The organism is Cryobacterium psychrophilum (assembly GCF_004365915.1).
Taxonomy (GTDB): domain Bacteria; phylum Actinomycetota; class Actinomycetes; order Actinomycetales; family Microbacteriaceae; genus Cryobacterium; species Cryobacterium psychrophilum.
This window is the reverse complement of the sequence record NZ_SODI01000001.1, coordinates 2,966,919-2,988,370: the sequence shown is the minus strand read 5'-3', so window position 1 is coordinate 2,988,370 and position 21,452 is coordinate 2,966,919. Positions and strand designations below refer to the sequence as shown.

18 protein-coding genes are annotated in these 21,452 nt (G+C 62.2%); 10 read left to right on the top strand and 8 right to left on the bottom strand.

Annotated elements, in window-relative coordinates; genetic code table 11:
- The first annotated feature begins 81 nt into the window (after positions 1 to 81).
- Together EDD25_RS14040 and EDD25_RS14035 are read left to right on the top strand one after the other, a co-directional pair.
- Positions 82 to 447 (top strand): DUF421 domain-containing protein, encoded by a 366-nt coding sequence (locus EDD25_RS14040; protein WP_243834559.1) that lies wholly within the window; start codon positions 82 to 84, stop codon positions 445 to 447.
- A complete protein-coding gene (locus EDD25_RS14035) occupies positions 444 to 1,211 on the top strand; it encodes an ion transporter (protein WP_241986422.1) in 768 nt (255 codons plus the stop codon). The genes EDD25_RS14040 and EDD25_RS14035 overlap by 4 nt, the downstream gene beginning before the upstream one ends.
- Positions 1,212 to 1,717: 506 nt before the next feature.
- Here EDD25_RS14035 and EDD25_RS18395 read toward each other — a convergent pair.
- A complete protein-coding gene (locus EDD25_RS18395) occupies positions 1,718 to 2,152 on the bottom strand; it encodes a Wadjet anti-phage system protein JetD domain-containing protein (protein ID WP_424948555.1) in 435 nt (144 codons plus the stop codon).
- A 740-nt stretch (positions 2,153 to 2,892) separates the two neighbouring features.
- On the opposite strand from EDD25_RS18395, the gene EDD25_RS14025 reads away from it, so the two are divergent.
- Positions 2,893 to 6,801, top strand: coding sequence for an RHS repeat-associated core domain-containing protein (locus EDD25_RS14025; protein WP_134574441.1), 3,909 nt, complete (start codon positions 2,893 to 2,895; stop codon positions 6,799 to 6,801).
- Positions 6,802 to 6,815: 14 nt separating this feature from the next.
- On the top strand, positions 6,816 to 7,400 hold the full coding sequence (locus tag EDD25_RS14020; protein ID WP_166671314.1) for a DUF416 family protein: 585 nt from the start codon (positions 6,816 to 6,818) through the stop codon (positions 7,398 to 7,400).
- A 483-nt stretch (positions 7,401 to 7,883) separates the two neighbouring features.
- On the opposite strand, the gene EDD25_RS14015 is transcribed toward EDD25_RS14020, so the two are convergent.
- Positions 7,884 to 8,072 (bottom strand): Wadjet anti-phage system protein JetD domain-containing protein, encoded by a 189-nt coding sequence (locus EDD25_RS14015; RefSeq protein ID WP_134175533.1) that lies wholly within the window; start codon positions 8,070 to 8,072, stop codon positions 7,884 to 7,886.
- 243 nt (positions 8,073 to 8,315) lie between these two features.
- Here EDD25_RS14015 and EDD25_RS14010 point away from each other — a divergent pair, with 243 nt between their 5' ends.
- A complete protein-coding gene (locus tag EDD25_RS14010; protein WP_134174061.1) occupies positions 8,316 to 8,513 on the top strand; it encodes a hypothetical protein in 198 nt (65 codons plus the stop codon).
- Here EDD25_RS14010 and EDD25_RS14005 read toward each other — a convergent pair.
- The 4 genes from EDD25_RS14005 to EDD25_RS13990 are packed head-to-tail and all read right to left on the bottom strand — an operon-like array spanning position 8,478 to position 11,397.
- The gene (locus EDD25_RS14005; protein WP_134174059.1) at positions 8,478 to 9,572 is read right to left on the bottom strand and encodes a serine hydrolase domain-containing protein; all 1,095 of its coding nucleotides are present in this window, start codon (positions 9,570 to 9,572) and stop codon (positions 8,478 to 8,480) included. The two genes, EDD25_RS14010 and EDD25_RS14005, sit on opposite strands and share 36 nt — an antisense overlap.
- A gap of 45 nt (positions 9,573 to 9,617) precedes the next feature.
- The gene (locus EDD25_RS14000; protein WP_134174057.1) at positions 9,618 to 10,598 is read right to left on the bottom strand and encodes a permease prefix domain 1-containing protein; all 981 of its coding nucleotides are present in this window, start codon (positions 10,596 to 10,598) and stop codon (positions 9,618 to 9,620) included.
- The gene (locus EDD25_RS13995) at positions 10,595 to 10,930 is read right to left on the bottom strand and encodes a PadR family transcriptional regulator (protein ID WP_134174055.1); all 336 of its coding nucleotides are present in this window, start codon (positions 10,928 to 10,930) and stop codon (positions 10,595 to 10,597) included. Before EDD25_RS13995 ends, EDD25_RS14000 begins: the two co-directional genes overlap by 4 nt.
- Before the next feature lie 17 nt (positions 10,931 to 10,947).
- Entirely contained in the window at positions 10,948 to 11,397 is a 450-nt protein-coding gene (locus EDD25_RS13990; protein ID WP_134174053.1) for a DUF6326 family protein, read from the bottom strand.
- Between the two features lie 76 nt (positions 11,398 to 11,473).
- On the opposite strand from EDD25_RS13990, the gene EDD25_RS13985 reads away from it, so the two are divergent.
- The 3 genes from EDD25_RS13985 to EDD25_RS13975 all read left to right on the top strand — a co-directional run bounded on the left by EDD25_RS13985 (position 11,474) and on the right by EDD25_RS13975 (position 14,109).
- Positions 11,474 to 12,445: an NAD(P)-dependent alcohol dehydrogenase gene (locus EDD25_RS13985; protein WP_241986424.1), complete on the top strand. Its 972-nt coding sequence runs from the start codon at positions 11,474 to 11,476 to the stop codon at positions 12,443 to 12,445.
- Between the two features lie 90 nt (positions 12,446 to 12,535).
- Complete coding sequence (locus tag EDD25_RS13980; protein WP_134174051.1) at positions 12,536 to 12,910, top strand: YccF domain-containing protein; 375 nt, start codon at positions 12,536 to 12,538, stop codon at positions 12,908 to 12,910.
- 188 nt (positions 12,911 to 13,098) lie between these two features.
- Entirely contained in the window at positions 13,099 to 14,109 is a 1,011-nt protein-coding gene (locus tag EDD25_RS13975; protein ID WP_134174049.1) for a DUF429 domain-containing protein, read from the top strand.
- 213 nt (positions 14,110 to 14,322) lie between these two features.
- Here the strand turns inward: EDD25_RS13975 and EDD25_RS13970 are convergent, their stop codons facing one another.
- Positions 14,323 to 16,305, bottom strand: coding sequence for a DUF262 domain-containing protein (locus EDD25_RS13970; RefSeq protein WP_134174047.1), 1,983 nt, complete (start codon positions 16,303 to 16,305; stop codon positions 14,323 to 14,325).
- A 451-nt stretch (positions 16,306 to 16,756) separates the two neighbouring features.
- On the opposite strand from EDD25_RS13970, the gene EDD25_RS18045 reads away from it, so the two are divergent.
- Both EDD25_RS18045 and EDD25_RS13960 read left to right on the top strand, forming a co-directional pair.
- On the top strand, positions 16,757 to 17,155 hold the full coding sequence (locus tag EDD25_RS18045; RefSeq protein ID WP_134174045.1) for a (deoxy)nucleoside triphosphate pyrophosphohydrolase: 399 nt from the start codon (positions 16,757 to 16,759) through the stop codon (positions 17,153 to 17,155).
- On the top strand, positions 17,152 to 20,052 hold the full coding sequence (locus EDD25_RS13960) for a DEAD/DEAH box helicase (protein ID WP_166671313.1): 2,901 nt from the start codon (positions 17,152 to 17,154) through the stop codon (positions 20,050 to 20,052). The genes EDD25_RS18045 and EDD25_RS13960 overlap by 4 nt, the downstream gene beginning before the upstream one ends.
- Before the next feature lie 146 nt (positions 20,053 to 20,198).
- Here the strand turns inward: EDD25_RS13960 and EDD25_RS13955 are convergent, their stop codons facing one another.
- Positions 20,199 to 21,437: an exonuclease domain-containing protein gene (locus tag EDD25_RS13955; protein WP_134174041.1), complete on the bottom strand. Its 1,239-nt coding sequence runs from the start codon at positions 21,435 to 21,437 to the stop codon at positions 20,199 to 20,201.
- Positions 21,438 to 21,452 lie beyond the last annotated feature (15 nt).

The window sequence follows — 21,452 nt, the reverse complement described above, 5'->3', positions numbered from 1 at the left end:
GCACCGGAGCGCCGGGCGGATTACTATCAGGACGACCCTTCGAAACCCGGTCGGCAAGCTTCATCAGCAGAAACAGCACCGATGAACAGTAAGGGTGCCGTCTGGTCTGCCAACAGAAGAAAGGTGATCGCCATGGGGTTCGACAACCGGGCAGACGTCCTTCAGATCCTCATCGTCGGGTCGGCGGCGTACCTGACCCTCCTGGTCGTGCTCCGGCTCTCGGGAAAGCGCACCCTCGGAGCCGATGGAGTTCTGCGGCGCGAGGCGCTGAAGACGAATCGTCCGACGGAGTCGGAAATTCGCCACGCGGCGCGAGGCAGCGGCAGCGACCTTTCAGCGATCGCCGCCGTGGCCCTCGAGACCAACGGCACGTTGAGCGTGATTGCCTCGAGCACGATGCATGACGGCTCGGCACTGAATGACGTTCAAGGGGGCGCTCAGCTGTGAGGCAGCCCGATGAGAGCGGTGCCTCCCCCGACCGGCTCAGGTCGGCCGAGATCCTGTCGCACCGGCTGGACCGCCCGATGGGGTTTCTGGGCATCATGTTCCTGTTCGTTGTCCTCGGCCAGGTGCTGATCAGCGAAGCCAGCTGGAGTCTCGTCTTCGCGCTGTTGGGATGGACATTCTGGGCGATCTTCGTGGCGGAATTCCTGTTGCGGGCCTACGTCGCCGGCTTCCAGCGTGCCTTCTGGAAGCGCAACTGGTGGCAGGTGGTCTTCCTGCTCGTGCCCTTCCTCCGCTTCTTCCGCACCCTGCAGATCCTTCGGCTCGCGCGGGTGGTGCGCGTCGCTCGGGTCGGGGGAATCCTCTCCGCCAGCGTTCGGGGGTCCCGCTCGGCGGCGCGCCTGCTGTCCAGCCGGATCGGATGGCTCATAGCGCTAACCGCCGTCGTCGTGCTGGCGGCCAGCCAACTTCTGTACGCCTTCGGATCACAGACCAGCTACGGAGACGCCCTCTACGAAACCGCCCTGGCCACGGTCACCGGAACTGGCATCACCACAGCCGATCCCTTCTCGAGGATCCTTCACGTGGTCTTAGCCGTCTACTCCGTCGCCGTCTTCGCAACCCTGGCCGGATCCCTGGGCGCCTACTTCCTGCGCGGCACCACCTCCACAACGCCACCGACCGACCACGGCGAAGTTCCCTCGGCCCCCCTTCAGGTAACGCCGGCGCCGAAACGGGAAGATGGCCCTGCCGAACGTTGGCCGTGACAAAGGAACCGCGATCCCGCTCGCCTGCAGCGTTACCGGACAACCTCCAGCGGCGCAATGTCCCACGTCGATGCACCCGCGCAGTCGGACCCGGTGGCGGCGCATGCGTGCCGCGGCACTTGTCGCGGCGGCCGTCGGGCTGTTGCTCGCGGGGTGTGCGGCCGACATTGCATCCGGACGGTTCATTCCGCGTTAGAACGAGGCGATGCCGGCTCGGTCGATGAATGTTCGGGTCGGGCCGTGGCCGCTACGCGTAGAGAAGTCCACGATCGCATCCGTTCCTTCCCACACTGTCTGCGTACCGTTGTTGCCGTTAAAATCACACAGGTTTGGGAGTTGCAACGTTCAGTATCTGGCTGACTGCACGGCCACCCCGTCCATCGACCGGAGTACCACAGGGGAAGAACCAGCCCACGGCATCCGCTCGGGGCACGTCCAAGCCGTTCGCCTCCACTTGGCGGTCATGTCTTTGCCACTGCAACTCGGAAAGTTCGGAGCATAGCCCGTTATTTCGCAGCGCTTGCGAAACTCGATTCAGGAGGCTGCGCAAGCTTTTCCGCGGCGGCGGCATCAACGCTGGCCCAAGGGATTCGTTCCTGCTCCAGCCGAACGCCTACCCCGTGGCGATCAGACCGCAGGGAGTCCGCAGCCTCCATTTCGCTTTCTGTCAGGAGCGAGAGTGACTGTACGCTCTGCTTCCCCTCGATACTCCACAGTTCCCGGTTGTCGAGGAGAGTCGCCTCATGAGTATTTGCGGGTTTGGGGGCCAGTGAATATTGCGTTTGGGGGCCACCGGTATCGCCTTTGGGCGCCACGCAGTCGCGCGGTCGGGGGCCAGTGGCACAGCCTGACCGCGCGAGTGCCAAAACGCTAAGCCGACAAAACCATGTCTCTCCCCAGCAAACAACAAGGATCGGCACGGTTCCTCGGCTTAACGTCATCCCCGGCATAATCCGAGTGGAAGATCCGGTGTCCCACTTGCGTTTCACGGCGTAACCACCCCACGGTGGCTCTTCACGTTGACGAAGCAACACTCAAGAGCCGGAAACCACACCACTGACAGAAACGTAACCCCCATTGACGCGGCTGCGTTCCCGAGTAGCATGTCCGCATTACGCGACTTCATGGATGCATTAATGCGGGGGGGGGGGGGGGGGGCTAGTTCATGCGTGGACAAAGACGGACCGGTTTGGCACGCGTAAAAGGCCGTCAGCTCCTTGGCGCCCTGGCACTCATCACTTCCCTCTCACTAGTTCTGGGGGTGGCGACCACGGCGCAAGCGTCGCCGCCCGCACCTTTTGACTCCATCTCGTCCCAGAATGTCAGCGCACCGAGTTCGGTCGAGCAGCCACCCAACGAACCTGTCAGCCCCAAGGCGACTAGATCGAAAAGTAAGGACCCCGAAGCCCGCGACGGCCAGGTGCGTGTGGAGGCCCAGCGGCTGACCGCATTGGCCGCCGGAGCACCAACTCTTGGACTGAGCTTTGAAAGCCGGGAGTATTACGGCCAGAACCCCGTCATCTGCTGGGGTAGCGCGTACGTCAAACTGGTCCAAGGTCGGTCCACCGTCATTTGTGCGGTGCCTGATCCGCGGGACGCCTCCGGAGCACCCACAACCTTCTCACCGGTCAACACATCCAGATTCACAATCAGGGACGGCTGTGGGTCGATCGTCTCGGACGTGACCAGAACCAACGTGTACAACACAACCTCAAATTCCCTGGACGACCTCGTCGGGATCGCAAGTGGCATATTCACCCCGCGTTGGGGCGGATGTTCGGCCGGTTGGACCTTGACACTGGTTTTCTCCGGTTCCACCCTCAGCGGGACGCCGGTGAACGAGACCTACGGCCTCCAAGTGGACACCAGCCCGCCACCTCCGCCACCGCCGCTTGACCCTGAACAGACCACAGGCGACGCCAGCCCATGGCATTCCCCGCAGGGTGACCCGGTCGACTCGTTGACCGGAGCGTTCAACTACCACCCGGACCGCGCGGATTTGGCGTACGAGGCGCGGGGCGGCGGTGTGGGTTTAGCACGCAGCTACGCGTCAGACGCCACGCGCGCGAACCGCTTCGGTCTTGGATGGTCGGATTCAGCCGACGCGAAACTCGTGGTGGACGGGGTCACGGGAAAGGTGGCCTACCACGACCCGAGTGGGTCGACTCAGGTCTTCACCAAAACCGGCTTATCCTACGCGCCACCACTCGGGGTGAGGTCTGCCCTCAAGGCGTCTGGCTCCGGGTGGACGCTGACGCTGAAGGACCAAACCGTTTACTCGTTCGGCAGTAACGGCCTACTCGTCAGTATCTTGGACCGCAGCGGCCAAGGGACCACCCTCAGCTGGAACGCTGGGAGGCTCAGTTCCGTTTCTGGATCCGGGCGGACCGTGACGTTGTCGTACAACGCCGCCGGGCTCGTGAGCGGCCTCACAGGATCCGACGGGCGATCCGTCGCGTACGAGTACGACGCAACCGGCCAACTCCACCTGTTCACTGATGCCGCCGGCTTCACCACCACATACGGTTACGACGCGAATGGTCTTCTTGCATCCGTGCAAGACCCCAACGGCAACTTCCCCATCCGGAGCACCTACGACTCGTCAACGGGCCGGGTAACTCAGCAGCAGGGCCCGGACGGCCAAATGAGCAGGTTCGGTTGGACGCAGTCCGGCTCCGACAGCCGAACCGGCAACGCAGCCGTCACCGACGCGCGGGGGATGACGATCACCGACGCTTACGAGAGTGGGTATTTGGTCTCGCGGACCGACCCCGATGGGAACATCTCCCGGTTCGTGTGGGATGGCGATGCGCAGCTCTCATCGACTGTGGACCAGCTCGGGAACACCACCACTTTCGGCTATGACGGCAACGGCAATCTCGCCTTGCGACGCGGTCCGGACTTCGCCAGCGAGACTTTCGCGTACAACAGCAAGAACGACATCGCCGCCTCCACCGACTTCAACGGTAGGAAATCCACCTTCAGCTACGACCCGGCGGGAAATCTCGCAACAGTGAGCCGCGCCAGCATCGCTGGCGCCGCCAGTCCCGTGGTCTCCATGCGCTATACCTACAACGTTGACGGGACGCTGCAAGCGGCGTCAGACGCGCTCGGCCGGACGACCCAGTACGGCTACAACACCAACGGGGACCTGACATCAACCACCAGTCCAGAGGGTCGGGTGACCACTGCTGCGGTCGACGCGGCGGGACGGACACTGTCCACCGTCGAAGCGCGTGGCAACGTTGCCGGGGCTGACGCTGCTACATACCGCAGCACCCAGGCTTGGGATGCTTTGGACCGAATCTCGAGCACCGTTGACGCTTTGGGGCACACCTCAGCCACGGTTTTTGACCCGGGTGGCAGGGTGAGCTACACCGTCGACGCCAAGGGTGGCCGTGTTACGTACAGCTACGGCAGTTCGGCAAGCCCGCTCACGGTCCAAGGATCTGACCCTGCAATCGCCCCACAGCGGTACACCTATGACCCGAACGGCAACATTGCCACGGCAACGTCATCGGCCGGTGTCACCACCACGTACACGTACACCGCCAGCAACACGCAGCGGACTGTTTCGTCCTCAGGCACCGGGACGTGGACTTACGACTATGACGCCGCGGGACGGCTCTCCAAGTCGACAGCGCCCAGCAATCGGACCATGACCCTGATGCGCACATCAAAGGGTCAAGTGTCCAAGCTCACCTACAATGACGGCACGCCACCCGTCACCTACACGTTCGATGCGGCAGGCAACCGCAAGAGCATGGCTGACGCCCGTGGCTTCACGTCCTACTCGTACAACGTGATCAACAAAGTCACCTCGGTTACGAGCGGCACGGCGGCGTTCCAGTACACCTACGACGAGGCCGGCCAGCTGTCAACACGGACGCTCCCCGACGGGAGCGCAGCAACGCAGTACGCCTACGACCGGGATAGCCGCCTTACCAGCGTGAAGTCCGGCAGCGCAACGCTGGCCGCCTACACCTACAGCAATGCTACGGGGGCGGTCACGACAGCGCTGCCTGGCGGCGTGGTCAGCACCCTACAAATCGACGCCGCGCGGCGCCCGGTCTCCACGCAAGCCCAGAAGGGCACGACAACACTAACCCGAAGCCAGTACACCCTCGACGAACTTGGCAACCCCACCAAGATACTGAACGCTGACGGCAGCTCGGACAGCTACGCTTACAGCCCCCAAAGCAGACTGCTCGCAGTCTGCTTTAACGCCGCGACCTGCTCGCCGAGCACGTCGACAGCAGCCTTCCGATACAGCTTCGATGGCGATGGCAACATCACCTCGGTCATCCAGCCAACAGGGACAACGACCTACGTTTATGACAGCGCCGGACGCGCCATTAGCCGATCCGGGCTCAAAGGTGCTGTGACGTACCAGTACGACGCCGATGGCAACACGACATCGGACGGCGCCGCCACGTACACCTGGAACGCAGCCAGTCAGCTGGCCAAGGTCACCGCGGGGTCCAGCACGACCAGCTACACATACGACGGTGACAACCACCGCACGAGCAGCACTGTCAGCAGGACCACCACGACCAGCTCCTACGACCCGCTCAACGGGAGTCTGGCGCTCGAACAGAGCGGTACTAAGACCCTCCGGAGGTACGACTACGGTCTAGGCCTGCTGAGCATGACAGCCGGGACCGCCGCGAACAGCTACATCACCGACGCTCTCGGGTCAGTTCGCGGAGTCACATCCTCAACCGGAACACTTACCCACAGCTATAGCTACAACCCGTTCGGGGACACGCGAGCGACCACCATCGGTAAGACCGCGCTGCAGAATCCGCTGCAGTTCACCGGTGCTTACCTGACCACACCACTGCTACAAATGGGCGCCCGGGACTACAACCCCGTCGACGGCCGGTTCCTTGCCCCCGACCCGGCCGGTATCCCCGGACGCGGCGACACCTACGCCGGTGGGAACCCGATGGCCAACCTCGACCCGAGTGGCCTCAGCGACTACGACTGGCGCGAGATGGTTAACCAACTCGCGGAAGGCACCGCGGGCGTCGCCGGTGTTGTCGCCGTCACCTGCACGATCGCTTTGGTGATCTGCGGCGAAGTCGTCCCCATCGCAGCCCCGCTTTCTTGGGCTGCCTCCGCCGTCGCAGTCGCCACCAGCGAACAGACCGACTCGTGCCTCTCCGGGCACTCATCCAGTCCCGAGGCTCTTGTCAGTGCCGCTATCGTCGCGGGTGCTGGCAAGTTCGGCATGGGTGGAGCGGCTGGAAGCCTAGCTACGAGAGCCACAACGATTCACAGTGTCCTCGACCCCATAGCCCGGAACTCGAGATCCACGGCCGTTCTCAGCACGAATCAGGGCGTCAACGTACTCGCTGCAGGCGGTCGCGACTTGAGCCCGGCACAACGGGCGTTGGCTGGCGTAGATGACATCGTCGCCACCTCTCCAAGGGCGCACGCTGAAGTGACCGCTGTGAACGGTGCTCTCAACGCAGGTTTGACTCCGAAAGGCTTGGGAATATCCCGGCCGATCTGTGGTTCATGCCAAGATTTCCTCAAGCAGTCCGGCGCCACCATCACAAGTCCGACAACAGCGTGGTGGTGGTGAGAAAGATGGAACCCATGAGAACGTACGACGAGCGCGTCCTAATGGCGCGGTTGGAGCCATTGGACCGACGCAAAAGGACAGCGTTCGCCGCGTCCTGCGCCCAACGGCTGTCCCCGCTGTTCGAGCGTTACGCGCAGGCCGCCGGTGTCCCAGCGGCAGCCGACCGGTTGGCGTCCATCTTGGCCGCCGCCTGGGATCTCACATCACAACCAGCGGGCGAAGTGATGGCGATGGAGGCCGACGCGACGTCGATGGTTCCCGACGAAGACGAGGATGGGTGGGTCCCCGAGTCGGCATACGGTCAGAACGGTGCAGCGGCCGTCTCCTACGCGCTCAGTACATGGCGTACGGATGATCCGCAGAACGCTGTTTGGGCGGCCCTGCAGGTGTACGAGGCGGCCGATTACGCGTTCTGGCAGGCGAACCCGGACGCCGATCCGAACGAGGACGGAACCGCTCTGAGGTCCGAGTTCGTTCAGGCAGCTCTGTCCGCGATCGACCAGGACCTCGATGCTGTCGCGTCCGGTCCGCCGTCGTGGGACGGCCTGCGGCAGCGGGCTGAGGCGGACGGGCGGACGTGGGCGGCCACTTTTGGCTAGCTGCGGTACCCTAAGCCGAATGCCTCTTGAGTAATCGCCTGGTCACGCACAATTCGTCTGGTGCCTCCTCTCCTCTGACAAGGAGACTTTCAACTCTTTAGTTGAGGTAATCAGTCCGGCTGAACTCGCTCAGTCCTCGCTCGTCAATAGCCGCGAGTCGATGTCACCCATATCGGCGCCCATCTTGACCTTCGCACGACAGACACGATGCTGAGGTCTATCGGGCTGACGAGCGCCTGACCAGTCACCTCCTACTGCGGGCCACGACCCATCGATCACAAACCGCGACGACGCGGCGTGCTTGTTCAAGAATCTCGTGGCCGCAGAGGGTCTGCCGCGGGCCAGCTACCAGGCCTCTGCGAGCTCTGGACGAAAGGAGGTAAGCAGGTGGCCCCCAACACAAATATCCGGTGGCTCCCGAGCGCGCTACTGGCCACACGGCCCGGTGGCCCCCAAAGTCAATATCGGTGGCCCCCAGAAGCGCTAATACTCAGCCTCATCCATGAGGATGGACTCGGCCCGCGGAAAATAAGTGCGAAAACGGTTCAAAATGGCGAATCCGTGGGTATCGAGATCGCCCCAGTACAGGACCCTGGCGGTGGAAAGCCACGGGAGACGATGCAGCACGTCAACGGCATAGCCCTGCTTCGCGATCAGAACCGTGCCGGGGATATCGCCAACGACGGCACTAGGCTGGCTGGTTAGACTTCGTCTCCCCCCTGAGTCGACTCGTTGCCGTAGCTTTTACACCTCGACTTGGGCCTCTTCACGCACCGGGCGGGCCAGCAATCCAGCGGCCCCGGGTTTGAGTGTCCCCGAGCCGCCGCTCGACTACGGTCCACTTGGGAAGGGTGGCGGCAGCTTCGGCGAGTGCTGAGACGATCTCTGCATCATGATCCACCGACACGATAAGCAATGTTCGCTACGCTCGCCAGCACGAACATGATCCTGACCAAGGTGCATGTGATCAAAAACGGCGAGAAGATTGACTCCAAGCACGTCGGCACCGGGACTGCGCACAGTGACGAGTCCGACACGCTCGGGCTCGATGGAAAGCGAAATTGTCCGGGCGCATCCTCACCGGTGACTCAGCAGCTGCTCAATGCGGATTAGCGTGCGAAAGCTCCGCACCATCTCACGGGTTGAATGAAAGTTCATCACGATGTGGGCGTCGTGCACCGCGTCGTAGAACATGTGGGTGCCCAGCACTCCGATGTGCCCGGTCGGGCTGGGAAATCCGCGCAGCAGGAACGAGAATTCGCCGAATCGCAGCTCCATGAGCCCCGTTCCGTAGTGAATGCCGCGGCGAAACCGATGGCGAATCCGCCGCATCTCGACGAGCGCCCCCGCGCTGATCAATGCCGACTGGAGTCCCTCGCTGAGCGTCGCGAGATCATCGACCGTCGACACGATTCCGCCGCCCGCCCAGTCGCAGCTCACACTCCGGAAGCCGCTCGCCTCGACGCGACCGAGCCACAGCGGCGCGATCGTGCCATTATTCCGCCCAGCGGATGCCACCGGATCCGAACGCCACATCATCCAGCTGTCGTTCATCCCGAGTGGGCGAAAGATCCGGTCGCGCAGCACCTCGTGAAATGGCGCGCCCGCCACGGCCTCGATCACGAGCCCCGCGAGGATGTACCCGGTATCCGAATAGTGAAATCGCTCACCAGGCATCCCGATCGGCACCTGCCGTGTGCGGCTGAACTCGACCAGGTCGCGCGGTTCCCAGAAGCGGTCTGGGTTGCCCACGACGAGCTCGAGAAACGGAGGTCCGGAGGTAACCGGCCCTTCGAAATAGTCCGCGGCACCGGACGTATGGTCCAGGAGCTGGCGCACCGTGGTCTCGGCCATCAGCACACCGTCGAGAGGACCGAGAACAGACTGCACAGAGGTATCGAGACTCACCGCGCCCTCGTCGACGAGCTGCATCATGAGAGCTGTCGTCGCGACCTTGCCGATGCTCGCCGCGTGGAACGGGGTTCTGCGCGCACCGTAGGAATAGTCGATTCCATGCAGACGCGACCGAACAAGCACCTGGGGTGCCCCGAGCTCACCGCGAGCCCGGGTGATCCGGTCAAGATGTCGGTCGAGCTTCCTGGTGAAGTCCGTGGCGGAGAACTTCGACCTGGAGGTCGACGGCGAGGCGGATGGGGGTTGTGGTGTGACCATGAAAAATACTCCAGTTTTTCGAATCGCTGGCGAAGGAGACCGACCTCAGCCGCTGACGTCGGCCGTTGGTCGAACACGTCGTGTGCGCACCGTGCGGGCAATCGCATCGACCGTGTCGAGCAGAGGGAACAGCACGACCACAGCCAGTGCAATGAGGCCGACGACCTCCACTCCGTTCGGCCACCCGATCGCCGCGAAATAGTCGGCATTCAGCAGTCGGTCGCCGGCGACGATCCAGACGGCGGGAACCACGAAGAGCACATCGAGCGCGATCGTGGCCACGGCGTTGGCGACCGACCATCCTGTGTAGTGGGCGAAGACGTGGAAGCTGATACTCACCGCTGAATAGAAGAGGGCAACCGAGAACACGCCCGACTCCCACAACGAAGCGTCGAAGGGCCCAATCGGCGTTCCAGCGGGACCGTCCACGGCACCCACGGACTGCAGCACGATGATGACGCTCGCAATCACCACCAGGAAGACCACCCCGCCGACGAGCTCGCTCACATAGCCCCGCTGGTCGGGCACGACCGGGAGGGAGTGCGGGTCCCACTTCGCTGTGCGGCGCGAGCGCAATGCCGGCGTGCGTTCAATGATCGCGAACACCAGTGTCACGGCGAAGACGAGTGACATTGCTGTCTCCAGCGAGCCCCACAGGGCGCTCCACAGTGAGTCGAGTGGCGATGAACCGGCCACGAAGGTGACGACGCCGCTGAACACGAACCAGAGTGGAACGGCTGTCGAGAGCAGCACCGCGAGCACGCGCACATAGTCGCTGAATAAATCCGGCCCGATCAGGTGGGTGGGTCTGTCCGAGTAGCTCGCTGCGAGGCTTCTTGGCGGACCGAGTTCCGTGAGCACTTCGCGTTCCGCAGCGGCAGCATCCGTTCCCGCCCCAAGGCGATCCTCGATGGCATCGGCGATCGAGGCGCGCAGCTCCGCTTCGATGTCCCGACGCTGGCCACGGGTCAGGCTGCGAACGGCTTCCGCAACGTAGCGATCGGTGAGCGTGGATGCTGTCGTCATGGTTCCTCCGTCAGTGCCGTAATCGCAGCAGCGAGTTCGTCCCAGTCTCCGCGAAGAGTAGCGGCAAGCTGCCTGCCTTCGGGGCTCGTGGCATAGAACTTGCGGGGCCGGGACTCGTCGGTATTCCATTCGCTCTGCACCAGCCCCTGCTTTTCGAGGCGCCGCAGTAGCGGATAAAGGGTGTTCGCGTCGACCGCGAACCCGGAGGAATCGAGCGCCGTGAGTAGGGCGTAACCGTAGTTCGACTTCTCCAGGAGCATGAGGCAGGCGAGCACGACGGTGCCACGGCGCAATTCCTGCCGGTGGGTAGCCAGTTCCTCATCTTTAAGCACGGTCTCACGCTACTGGTTCACGCGGTGGCCAGCGCTTTGTCGGGCACGGTCGCCGGGGCGGTACGACGCCAGGCTGCCGCAACGACCAGGATCACGACGAGAAGGATGATCTCGATTGCGGAAAAGAGGTAGTAGACGGGAGTCGGCGGAGTGCCGAAGAACAGCGTGGCCACCTGGGTGACCGCCATGAACGCAGCCGCGAGCATGTTGAGCACCCGGTTCGGGGTTTGACGAAGCACGCGTGACAGCAAGACCATCGCGATCGGCACCTGCATCAGCAGACCCGCAGCAACAAGCTTGTCGGGCGAGAAGGGCAGCCCACCGATTGTGCCTGACTCGAGGGCGATGAGGTGTGCCGGATCGTTCAGCCCGAGCACATCGGCGTAGATGTAGTTGAACATCAGCACGATCCAGAGGGTCGAGAGCAGTGTGGGGCGGTGCAGAGGGGTGATCAGGGTGCGGGTCATGATGGTGGGTCCTTTCGGTCTCAGAGATTATTTGGTACTGTGTCTCACACACTATAGTGTTACTCGCGAAGGAGCAATGGTGAAAGCGATCATCCAGCGGCAATACGGTGGGCCAGAAACCTACGAACAGGCGAACCTGCCGAAGCCCGTACCGGACACCGACGAAGTGCTCATCCGGGTGCGCGGGGCATCACTCAACGCCGCAGACATCCTGTTGATGCGCGGTGAGCCGTATCTCTTACGCCTCGCTTTCGGCCTGCGCGGACCGCGCGTTACGATCCGCGGGAGGGATGCCGCGGGCGTGGTCGAAGCGGTGGGATCTGCCGTGCACCGGTTCACGGTCGGCGACGAGGTGTTCGCGGAGGTGAGCGCGGGGAGTTTCGCGGAGTACACCGTCGCGCCGGAGCGCGTGGTCTCCCGTAAGCCCACCACGGTCTCTTTCGAGTCCGCGGCAACGGTGCCCGTCGCCGGAACGACGGCGCTTCAGGGTCTGCGCGATGTGGCGCGAGTGCGGCCGGGAGACTCCGTGCTCATCAACGGGGCAGCGGGTGGAGTGGGGTCGTTCGCGGTGCAGCTCGCCCGGGCGCTCGGAGCCGAAGTCACCGCCGTATGCAGCACCCGCAACGTCGACCTGGTGCGTTCCGTCGGCGCCCATCACGTCATCGACTACGCGACGCAGGATTTCGCCTCGGGCGACACGACCTACGACGCGGTGTTCGATCTCGTGGGCAACCGCACCATTAACGAGTGCCGCCGAGCTCTCAAACGGCACGGAACACTCGTGCTGTCCTCCGGAGCAGGTGGCCGCGTTTTCGGGCCGATGGGTCGCATTCTCGGGGCCTCGGTGCGGTCGATGTTTGTCGAGCAGACACTACGCCCGTTGGTGGCCACGGCGAGCGCCGCTGACCTCGACGTGCTGCGCGAGCACATCGAGGCCGGTCGAGTCTCCCCGGCGATCGAGCGCACCTACCCTCTCGCCGAGACCAAAGCCGCCGTGAGTCATCTCATCGAGCACCACGCGCGGGGCAAGGTCGCCATCTCGGTGTGACATCGCGCCGCCGTTCTGCGGTGATGTCGATCGGCGTCTTCCTCAGGAATCCGACGGCCGAGCAACGCTATCTGAGAGAATAGGACCACCATGAAGACCCTTCTCAACATCATCTGGCTCGTGCTCTCGGGCTTCTGGCTGTTCCTTGGCTACATGCTGGCGGCGGTCATCATGTTTGTGTTCATCATCACCATCCCCTGGGGTATCGCGGCGGCGCGCATCGGCGTCTACGCGCTCTGGCCGTTCGGCAAGACCGTGGTCCCCACACCAACCGCAGGCGTCGGGTCTTTCCTGGGCAACGTCATCTGGGTGGTGCTGGCCGGCTGGTGGATCGCCCTCGAGCATCTGCTCTCCGGCATCGCACTGTGCATCACGATCATCGGCATCCCGTTTGGGATTGCCAACTTCAAAATGATCCCAGTCGCGCTGATGCCGCTGGGCAAGCAGATCGTCGATATGCCGTAAGCCATGCTCGGGATGCCCCAGCGTCAGGTAGTCGGCCGTGACATCGAACATCACGTTACCGGCGGCTCCGCTCTCAACCGGGGCGTGCACATCCGCTGCGTGCGGGAGGTCGAAACGGTGCAGGGTCAGCCCGCCGCCTCCCCCAACCGGCTGGCGCGCGGCGAAGTTCGGCTGTGTACCGTGAGCAGATGAACTACATCGGCGTCGACCTCGCGTGGGGCGAGGGCACCGCGACCAGGGCTGCCAACGAAACCGGGCTCGTGCACATTGACGAGGCGGGCACCGTTCTCGACGCGGGCTGGGCCCGGGGCATCGGCGCGGTCGCCGATTGGGTCATCGCGCGGTGTGCTCCCGGCGACGTGATCGCGATTGATGCGCCGCTGGTCATCGAGAATGCGACCGGCATGCGCGAGTGCGAACGCGAAGTCGCGCAGCGTTACGGGCAGTGGCGGGTCGCCGCCAACCCCTCGAATCTGGGGCGTCCGATCCTCGGTGGCGTCACGCTTCGTCGGCGACTCGAGGCCGCCGGGTTCTTCTACACGGATGGCAGCGCGCCGCCCCTCCCCCACCAGGTGCAGTTTTTCGAGTGCTACCCATACACGACCCTGGTCGGCGCGGCCGAGTTCGGGTACGACACCGAGCGGCCGCGCTACAAACGCTTCAACCCCGCGCTCCCCACTCCGGCCGCCCGACGCGATTTTCGCGCCGCCGAGTGCGACGAGCTCCTCCGCCGGATGCTGCGCCTCAACGACGTGCGGCCGGCCCTCGACCTCCGCTCCCACCCGGTCACGGCCGCGCTCATAGACGAGCGCTCGCCGCTCAAGGACACCGCCTACAAGCACCGGGAGGATCTGCTCGACGCCGCACTCTGCGCGTGGACGGCCGCGCTATGGGGCCAGTTCGGACTGGAACGGTGTCAGATCCTCGGCGAGCGCGACGCACCCGACGCCGACGGCCGCATTCCCGTGATCATCGCGCCCGCTCGCCTCGAGCAGCGCCCGGGCGGAAGGGTCGCGCCTGCGAAGCGTCCGCGCGCTGGTGCCCCTCGGCCCGTCGGCGGTACTACGACGATGACGGAATTACTCACCGCAGCCGCCACCGTTCTCGCTCGCGACCACGTCGAAGACCAGGACACGGCGGCATGCGATGCCGCCCGACAAGACCTTCTGGCTGCAATCGCCGGGCTCAAGACGATCTAGTTCTGGTTCCCACCGATCGGCGGGTCGCAACCATCCCGGGAATAGCGAGCGTCTCGGCGATCTGCTGATCGGATTCGTGATCAGGAAACGACGTCATGTTCGAGACGTCTGGAGGGAGAATTCTCCAGTTCTGCGTGTGTGTGAGGAGGCGACGGCAGCCGTGCTCCTGATCCAACAGACGGTCCAGCGTGAGGATCGGATTGGCACGCACGTTCAATCGGGTTGGACCTCAATTTCGAGTTCAGCCTCGTCCTCAACCTCCTCCTCGCCGTCATCGTCGTCGTCCGTTGCAGTTATAGCCATCGACGAGGGCGCGGTAACCGCCCACCGCTCCATCGCCCAGGCCGCAAGGGATTGCTGCCGGGCAGCGATCGTCTCCGGAGTCCAGTTGACAAAGGCAGCCAGTGCACGTTCCTGCTGAAGCCTGCCGTTGGCGTAGCAGGCAACGCCGACTTGGCCAGGTATCCCCCGCTTGCCAGCGAAACCCTTGTCGGAGTAGACCGAATTGTCGAGTGTCAAAATCAGATTTCCCAACGAATTCACGAGCAAGGCCCGCTCCCGGGAAGTGAAGAATTTGCTCCAGCCACGCCCCCGGCGAGGGTGCTGAGGCAGAATATGTTCCGTCGTTCGTTGGGAAGCCTGCGAGGAAGAGAACTCCGTGAACGCAGGCAGTTTCAATCCTGGCCGCGAACCCCACAAGCTTCGCTCATATTCGTAGAGGAAGTACTTGTGACCGCGTCGGCCGTACCAGTCCTCTTCGGTTGAATAGAGCGTTGTGGCAAGGCGCCCATCAGGCGCGTAGCGCCATAGCAAAGCTGTAACCTGATCAATCGCATCCGATGGACCGATGATTCCTCGGTAGAGTTTGTGAGCGATTCTCGCTAGGCCCGCGGAACCGGCGTTCGCACGTCGTTGTTCGATGACGAAGACCCTTGCCGAGTATCGTTCGCAGAGATCGGCCAATTCCGCATAGAACGCGCCATTCTGCGGATGCCGCAACCGCGCCGCCAGCAACAACGGACGGTACGGCGCAACTATTCTCGTACGACTCAGCGCTGCCAAATTGAGGCGCGCCTGCTCTTTTTCCTGCTTATTTTCGAACGACTCGAATGCAGCTTGGGGATCGGACATCTCCCTGAGGATGAAGGAGCTGTCACGCAGAGATGAAACATAATCTGTGATGTCCGTGCTCAATCGCCCCCACGATGCTGTCTGATCCTCAACGATGTCGGCACTCGACACAATCCTCATCGCCGTTGCGATGTACTTGCTGCGGTCGAATCGCTTCTTGAGCGAGCCCGCGCCGACCCAGTTGTGAAAATCCGGGTCGACCGTCGCAAGCCAGTGGACGCGTAAGAGCTGATTGTCTGCGTCGACTCCCTCTCTGGCAAGGTTTTGGAACATTTGTGCCCATGCCGAGTTAATCAAATTAGCAAGCTGTTCACCGCGACCGTCCGGAATGCTGCTCGCCAAATAGAGAAGGTAATTCTTGGCCTTCTCAAGTTCGCTGAGGTCGCGTCCCCGCTCATTGACCGTCTCGAAGATCACGCCAGCCTCCGCGGACGAGCCCACCTCGTAGACGAGGAATCCCAGCCCTTGAGCGATGCGACGGTGAAGCTCGCTCAATCTCCGGAAGGACTCTTGGGGGCCAGAACCAGTGACGAGTCGGGCCAGTCTTGCCTCCACAAAAGTGACCGCCTCCCTCAGTCGTCGCTGGCCTGCGATGAGCGATCCCTGGTGGAATGGCTCATCGTTAAGCACACTTTTCGTCCAGTATTCGTCCAGTCCTTTGCCGAGCCGAATGCGAGGCTGCGGGGCGAAGTCGATGGTCACAAATCCGAAGTTGTCACGGATCTCGGTTGCCGACGCGATTGCCTCGGTTAGGCCGAGGGCACCGAGGGCTTCCAGGCGCCGACGGATGCGGTCGAGTATGAGAAAACAGGTAGTGAGCCGCTGCTGACCGTCGATCACCTCGAACTGACGCAGCTCGCTCCGATCATCGGCGACGTCGGCGACTGGACGCAAAACAAGGGTGCCGGCGTAGTGAGAACCGGCGCCACCCATAAGGTCGAGGTCCTCCCACAAATCACCCAGTTGCTTTTCTCCCCACGAGAATGGGCGTTGATAATCTGCGATGGTGAATAGTCTGCCGTCAATGACCTCAGTCAGATTGAGCCCAAGGTTTTTGGTGGCCATTTGCGCCCTCCTCACATCATTGTGTGTCCACTAGTATCACCCAAGACTTGACACGTCGGGGGTTTCTGAGACCTGTCTTTCTCCCCGTTCGGGAGCATTCGCTGCACGAGGAATCCCTGTCGGACAGGGCGTTACCGTTTAAGAGCGACGTTATCGACGTTCGCAGGAAGGTAAACGCGACTTCATGGACCGGACTCATCCAGGGCATTCTCGTGAGCCGTCTTTAGTGCCGGTGGTCCCAGGAGGGGCCCGGCAACTCGATGGGGCGAGGCGCCATGTCGTCACCGACCAGGCTCATTTTCCACCAACGGTATCGCCGCCGCCGCAATCCCCAACTCTGAGCAGTCAGAAATGTTCCTTGGGATTCCGTTCGCAGCCAGGGCGCGCCTCCGGTCAGCGGCGCTGGCTAAACTTGCGTTACGCATCGACGGTCGAGCAACGGAGTGCACCATTGAAGAAGAGAATCAACGTCGTAGGTGCTGTGCTCACCAGGGGCCAGACAGTTCTAGCGGCACGGCGTAGTTCGACGATGTCGCTGCCCGGAATGTGGGAGTTTCCCGGGGGCAAGATCGAGTCCAACGAATCACCGGAGCAGGCATTGCTCCGGGAGCTCGAAGAAGAGCTCCTCTGCTCGGCAGAGATCGGTGCGCATGTCGAAACCACAGAGCACGAGTACGACTTTGGGATCGTCATCCTGACCACCTATTACTGCTCGCTAACTGGAGTGGAACCACGACTGACAGAGCACTCAGAAATTCGATGGGTGCAGTCCGCCGAACTCGACCAGCTCGACTGGGCTCCTGCCGACGTTCCCGCAGTCAAGCGGGTAATGAAAGACTTTCGGGAGTGAGCGCGACGAGCAATCAGCTGACGCTTGATAACAACTTTGGGTTTCTAGATTCACACGTCAAATCCGATCAGGTCTTCCATCCGACCCTTGTGTCAAATGCCGACGGCAACACGATGCTCCGCACCATTCGTGAGGAGCTCAAGCGCTCGCGTCGCTTCGTCTTCTCCGTCGCATTCATCACACCAAGCGCGATCGCCATGCTCAAGCAAGCACTTCTTGATTTTCGAGGCTCGGGCACGATCATTACCTCCACCTATCTGGGATTCAACTCGCCGGCGGCGTTTCTTGAGCTTCTCAACCTCGAGGACATTGACGTCTACGTGCATCCCGATTCCGATGTTGGGTTTCATGCGAAGGGGTACATTTTCGAGCAAGAGGCGAGCACTACAGCCATCGTCGGCAGCTCAAATCTAACCGAACGCGCCCTTCTGCGGAACCATGAATGGAATCTGCGTTTTTCGGCACTTCCCGACGGTGACATCGTGCAGCAGTTGAACCGCGCTGCGCAGGCACACATCGACGCCTCGGTGGCCCTTACTGGGGAGTGGATAGACGAGTATGCGTTGACGTGGTCCGCGCAGCTCCGTCAAGATTCACGCGGGCCCAGCTCGACTGAGCCGATGGTCGATATGCCACCCACCGGGGTAATACTTCCAAATGTTATGCAGGTCGAAGCACTCGCTGAGATTGCGGCCTTAAGAGACACGGGGGAAAACCGCGCTGTCGTCATTTCCGCGACCGGCACCGGAAAGACCATCCTTTCCGCGCTCGACGTACGCGCGTATGCGCCGAAGCGGATGTTGTTCGTCGTGCACCGCGAGCAAATCCTTGACCGTGCAATCGCTGAGTTCAAGCGCGTGCTCAACGCGCCCGATAGTGATTTCGCGAAGTTCGTGGGAGCAAAGAAGGAGGTCGATCGTCGCTATGTGTTTGCCTCGATTCAGTCACTCTCCCGGCCAGGGAATCTTGCGGAGATTGAGGCCAACGCCTTTGACTACGTTCTGATTGACGAAGTCCACCGAGCAGGAGCTGCGAGCTACCGGAGGGTGATCGACTACCTGAAACCGGCATTCTTGCTTGGAATGACAGCGACTCCCGAGCGCACCGACGACTTCAATGTGTTTGAGCTGTTTGGCTACAACGTGCCATACGAAATCCGTTTGCAGAAGGCGCTCGAGGCAGACATGCTGGCGCCGTTCCACTATTACGGAGTAACAGACTTCGTAAGAGACAACGGCGAGGTCATTGATCAGCTCGCAGATCTCGGCCGGCTGATCGCCTCCGAGCGCGTTGATCATCTCGTGTCGACCATCGAAAAGTATGGCCACGCAGGAGTGCCGGTTCGAGGGTTGATCTTCTGCAGCAGGAACGGTGAGGCGGCTGAGCTCGCTGGGCTTCTCAACCTGCGCGAAGTTCATGGCAAGCGGCTCCGTACACGCGCGCTCAGTGGAGAAGACTCGGTCGAGGAACGCGAGTTGGCCGTGCAGATGTTGGAGCGCGGCGATCTTGATTATCTCGCCACCGTGGACATTTTCAACGAAGGTATCGACATCCCCTCGGTCAATCAGGTGGTGATGCTCCGGCAGACGCTCTCAAGCATCGTATTCACACAGCAGCTGGGACGTGGGCTTCGCAAAGCTGCAGGCAAAGACCACCTTGTGGTGATCGACTTCATCGGCAACTACGACAACAACTACTTGATCCCGATAGCGCTGTTCGGTGACAGCACTCTCAACAAAGATTCGATCCGTAAAAAGATCATCGATGCGCAAGAAGCCGGAGCGATAGCGGGGCTGTCGAGCGTCAACTTTGACGCGATTTCGAGGGAGAGAATCTTCGCTTCCTTGGCGACTACAAAGCTTGACAGCATGACAAACCTCAAGAAGGCCTTCCTCGAGCTCAAGAACAGGCTGGGTCGCGCTCCACTTCTCGTTGACTTTGCCCGCTTCGATCTGGTCGACCCCACGGTCATCGCTACAAAGCAAAAGAACTACTGGAGATTCCTTGAGAAGGTCGGCGCGCGCAATGTGCCTGCTGGAACCTATGAGGACGCCGTACTGACGTTCCTCTCTGCAGAACTGCTCAATGGCAAACGACCGCATGAGCTCATACTCCTGAGTACGCTTCTGTCGAGCGCAGATGGAGTACCGGCACAGCATTTCAAAGCCACTCTTGCGGAAAACGCACTGGCCGACGATTCGGCGACACTTGCCTCCGTGCTGCGTGTACTGAATCTGAAGTTCTTCAAAGTGGCAGAAGCCGCGAAGTACGGCGCCGCAGCGATCGTCACTCTTGGAAACGGGGTGTATGAGCTCGGTGAAGAATTTGCGGAGGCATGGGACGCTAAACCGCTCTTCCGACAGGCCGTACGTGACGTCGTCGACACTGGACTATATTTGGCTCGACACCGCTACAACTGGACCGGACAGCTTGAGGTTGGCCAACGCTACTCGCGCAAAGACGTCTGCCGCCTACTCAACTGGACGTCGAACGAGCAAAGCACAATCTACGGATACAAGGTCGACTTCTCGTCGAATAGTTGCCCCATTTTTGTCACATATCACAAGGGGTCAGAGGTCTCCGAGAGCACTCAGTATGAAGACGAGTTCCTAAACCCATCGGCCTTGACTTGGTTCACCCGAAGCAGTCGAACACTCGCCAGCGGCGAGGTGAAGGCGATCGTAGAGAATCAGCTTCCGCTCCACGTATTCGCGAAGAAGGACGACGCGGAAGGAACCGACTTCTACTATCTTGGCCGAGCAAAATCTCAGGATGCCCGCCAGACAAAGATGGCCAATGGGAAGAAGCTTGAGGTCGTGTCAATGACCCTTGGCCTCGAGAGCCCGATCGAGTCCAGTCTCTACGAGTACTTTGCGACTGGAGCATCAGGGGTTTAGCTTGGGGATCATCATTGGGAGCCTGGCGCTCGCGACCCGTGGATATCTTCTGCTGCGATGAACCACGACTCTCCGATGCGAACTGCTCCTAGTCCGCCGGTGCATTTGCGGTCCGCTCGCGCCAGTTCACTAGTTCACGGGGTGGTTCACCCGTTCCGAGTCATCCGTTCCAGCGCCGCCTCATCAACGATCGGGATGCCGTAGTCCCTGGCCTTCCGCGCCTTGCCGGAGAGTGAGTCGGGGTCGGCGGCGACGACGAGTTTGACCTTCTTCGTCACGGCGCGCCACGGGGTGAAGCCACGGGCGAGGAGTTCGCCTTCCCAGGCCTCGCGCGGACGCGTCATGTCTCCAGTCAGCACGACGAGGTCGCCGGGCTGGAGCGCGAACGCCGAGGCCGGGTCAACCCCGGCCAGTGATTCCGACGCCAGCGGCGTCGGCGCCTCGAGGGCGGCGGAGATCGCTTCGAGGGACAGATCGAGCAGGTTGCCGACGTCGACAAGGTCGGCCATCTCATCCATCGTCAGAATGCCGTCCTCCCAGGCGATGCGGGTCAACCCGGCGAAGTACTCGAGGTGCAGGGCCTCGCAGCTGTGCCGGCTGATGCCCAACTCGTCGGCCAACTGAACCAACGCCTCGGCCTCGTGCGCGGAGAGGTGCCGGTCGAGCAGACAGCGGTCGAGCAGGGCCAGGTAGTCGACGTACTCGGCGGGGCCGGCCACGTCAGGCAGGCTGTGCGTCATGCGGGCGAGGAACGACGCCGCCGTCATCGGGTGCGCAGAATCCGGCCGCGGGTACCAGGCAATGTCCTGAGGCGTCATGCCGGGCCATCGGTAGTCGAAGGCCTCGATTATGGGTCCGCCCCAGAACTCCGGGTCGTTCGCCGACTCGACGTAAGCGCCGAGCAGCCGCGCGGTGGCGGCCGCATCAACGGATGCCCGGTGCGCGCCGTCGAGTTCAATGTCGTACGCCGCGCAACAGTCAGCGAGGGAACGACCCGTGCCGGGGAGGAAATCGCGCGCCAGTTGCATGGTGCACAGCGTGACCACGTTGGACGTGGTCCAGTGCCCGGCTCGCTGCAGTTCGGCGATCAGAAAGCGCGTATCGAAGTTCGCGTTGTGCGCCACGAGCACACGCCCGGCCAGCAGCTCCACAAGCTTCGATGCGATCTGATCGAAGGTGGGTGCGTTCATCACATCCGCCGCGCGGATGCGGTGAATGTCCGGGCGGCCCAGATCCCGGCCCGGGTTCACCAGGGTGTCCCAGTGCCCTTCGATGCGGCCGAGCTCGTCCACATGCACGATGGCCACTTCGATGACCCGGTCGTTTCCATTCGGGAAGAGTCCCGTGGTCTCAAAGTCGATCACGGCGAATCCCGGTCCAGACATGGGCGCTCCTCAGAA

What these genes read in the sequence shown, in the direction of transcription:
- EDD25_RS13990 (WP_134174053.1), bottom strand. Translation starts at nt 11,397, where the DNA reads ATGACCCGCACCCTGATCACCCCTCTGCACCGCCCCACACTGCTCTCG.
- EDD25_RS13975 (WP_134174049.1), top strand. Translation starts at nt 13,099, where the DNA reads ATGAACTACATCGGCGTCGACCTCGCGTGGGGCGAGGGCACCGCGACC.
- EDD25_RS14010 (WP_134174061.1), top strand. Translation starts at nt 8,316, where the DNA reads ATGTTCGCTACGCTCGCCAGCACGAACATGATCCTGACCAAGGTGCAT.
- EDD25_RS14000 (WP_134174057.1), bottom strand. Translation starts at nt 10,598, where the DNA reads ATGACGACAGCATCCACGCTCACCGATCGCTACGTTGCGGAAGCCGTT.
- EDD25_RS18395 (WP_424948555.1), bottom strand. Translation starts at nt 2,152, where the DNA reads ATGACGTTAAGCCGAGGAACCGTGCCGATCCTTGTTGTTTGCTGGGGA.
- EDD25_RS13980 (WP_134174051.1), top strand. Translation starts at nt 12,536, where the DNA reads ATGAAGACCCTTCTCAACATCATCTGGCTCGTGCTCTCGGGCTTCTGG.
- EDD25_RS13985 (WP_241986424.1), top strand. Translation starts at nt 11,474, where the DNA reads ATGGTGAAAGCGATCATCCAGCGGCAATACGGTGGGCCAGAAACCTAC.
- EDD25_RS13955 (WP_134174041.1), bottom strand. Translation starts at nt 21,437, where the DNA reads ATGTCTGGACCGGGATTCGCCGTGATCGACTTTGAGACCACGGGACTC.
- EDD25_RS14040 (WP_243834559.1), top strand. Translation starts at nt 82, where the DNA reads ATGAACAGTAAGGGTGCCGTCTGGTCTGCCAACAGAAGAAAGGTGATC.
- EDD25_RS14005 (WP_134174059.1), bottom strand. Translation starts at nt 9,572, where the DNA reads ATGGTCACACCACAACCCCCATCCGCCTCGCCGTCGACCTCCAGGTCG.
- EDD25_RS14020 (WP_166671314.1), top strand. Translation starts at nt 6,816, where the DNA reads ATGAGAACGTACGACGAGCGCGTCCTAATGGCGCGGTTGGAGCCATTG.
- EDD25_RS13970 (WP_134174047.1), bottom strand. Translation starts at nt 16,305, where the DNA reads ATGGCCACCAAAAACCTTGGGCTCAATCTGACTGAGGTCATTGACGGC.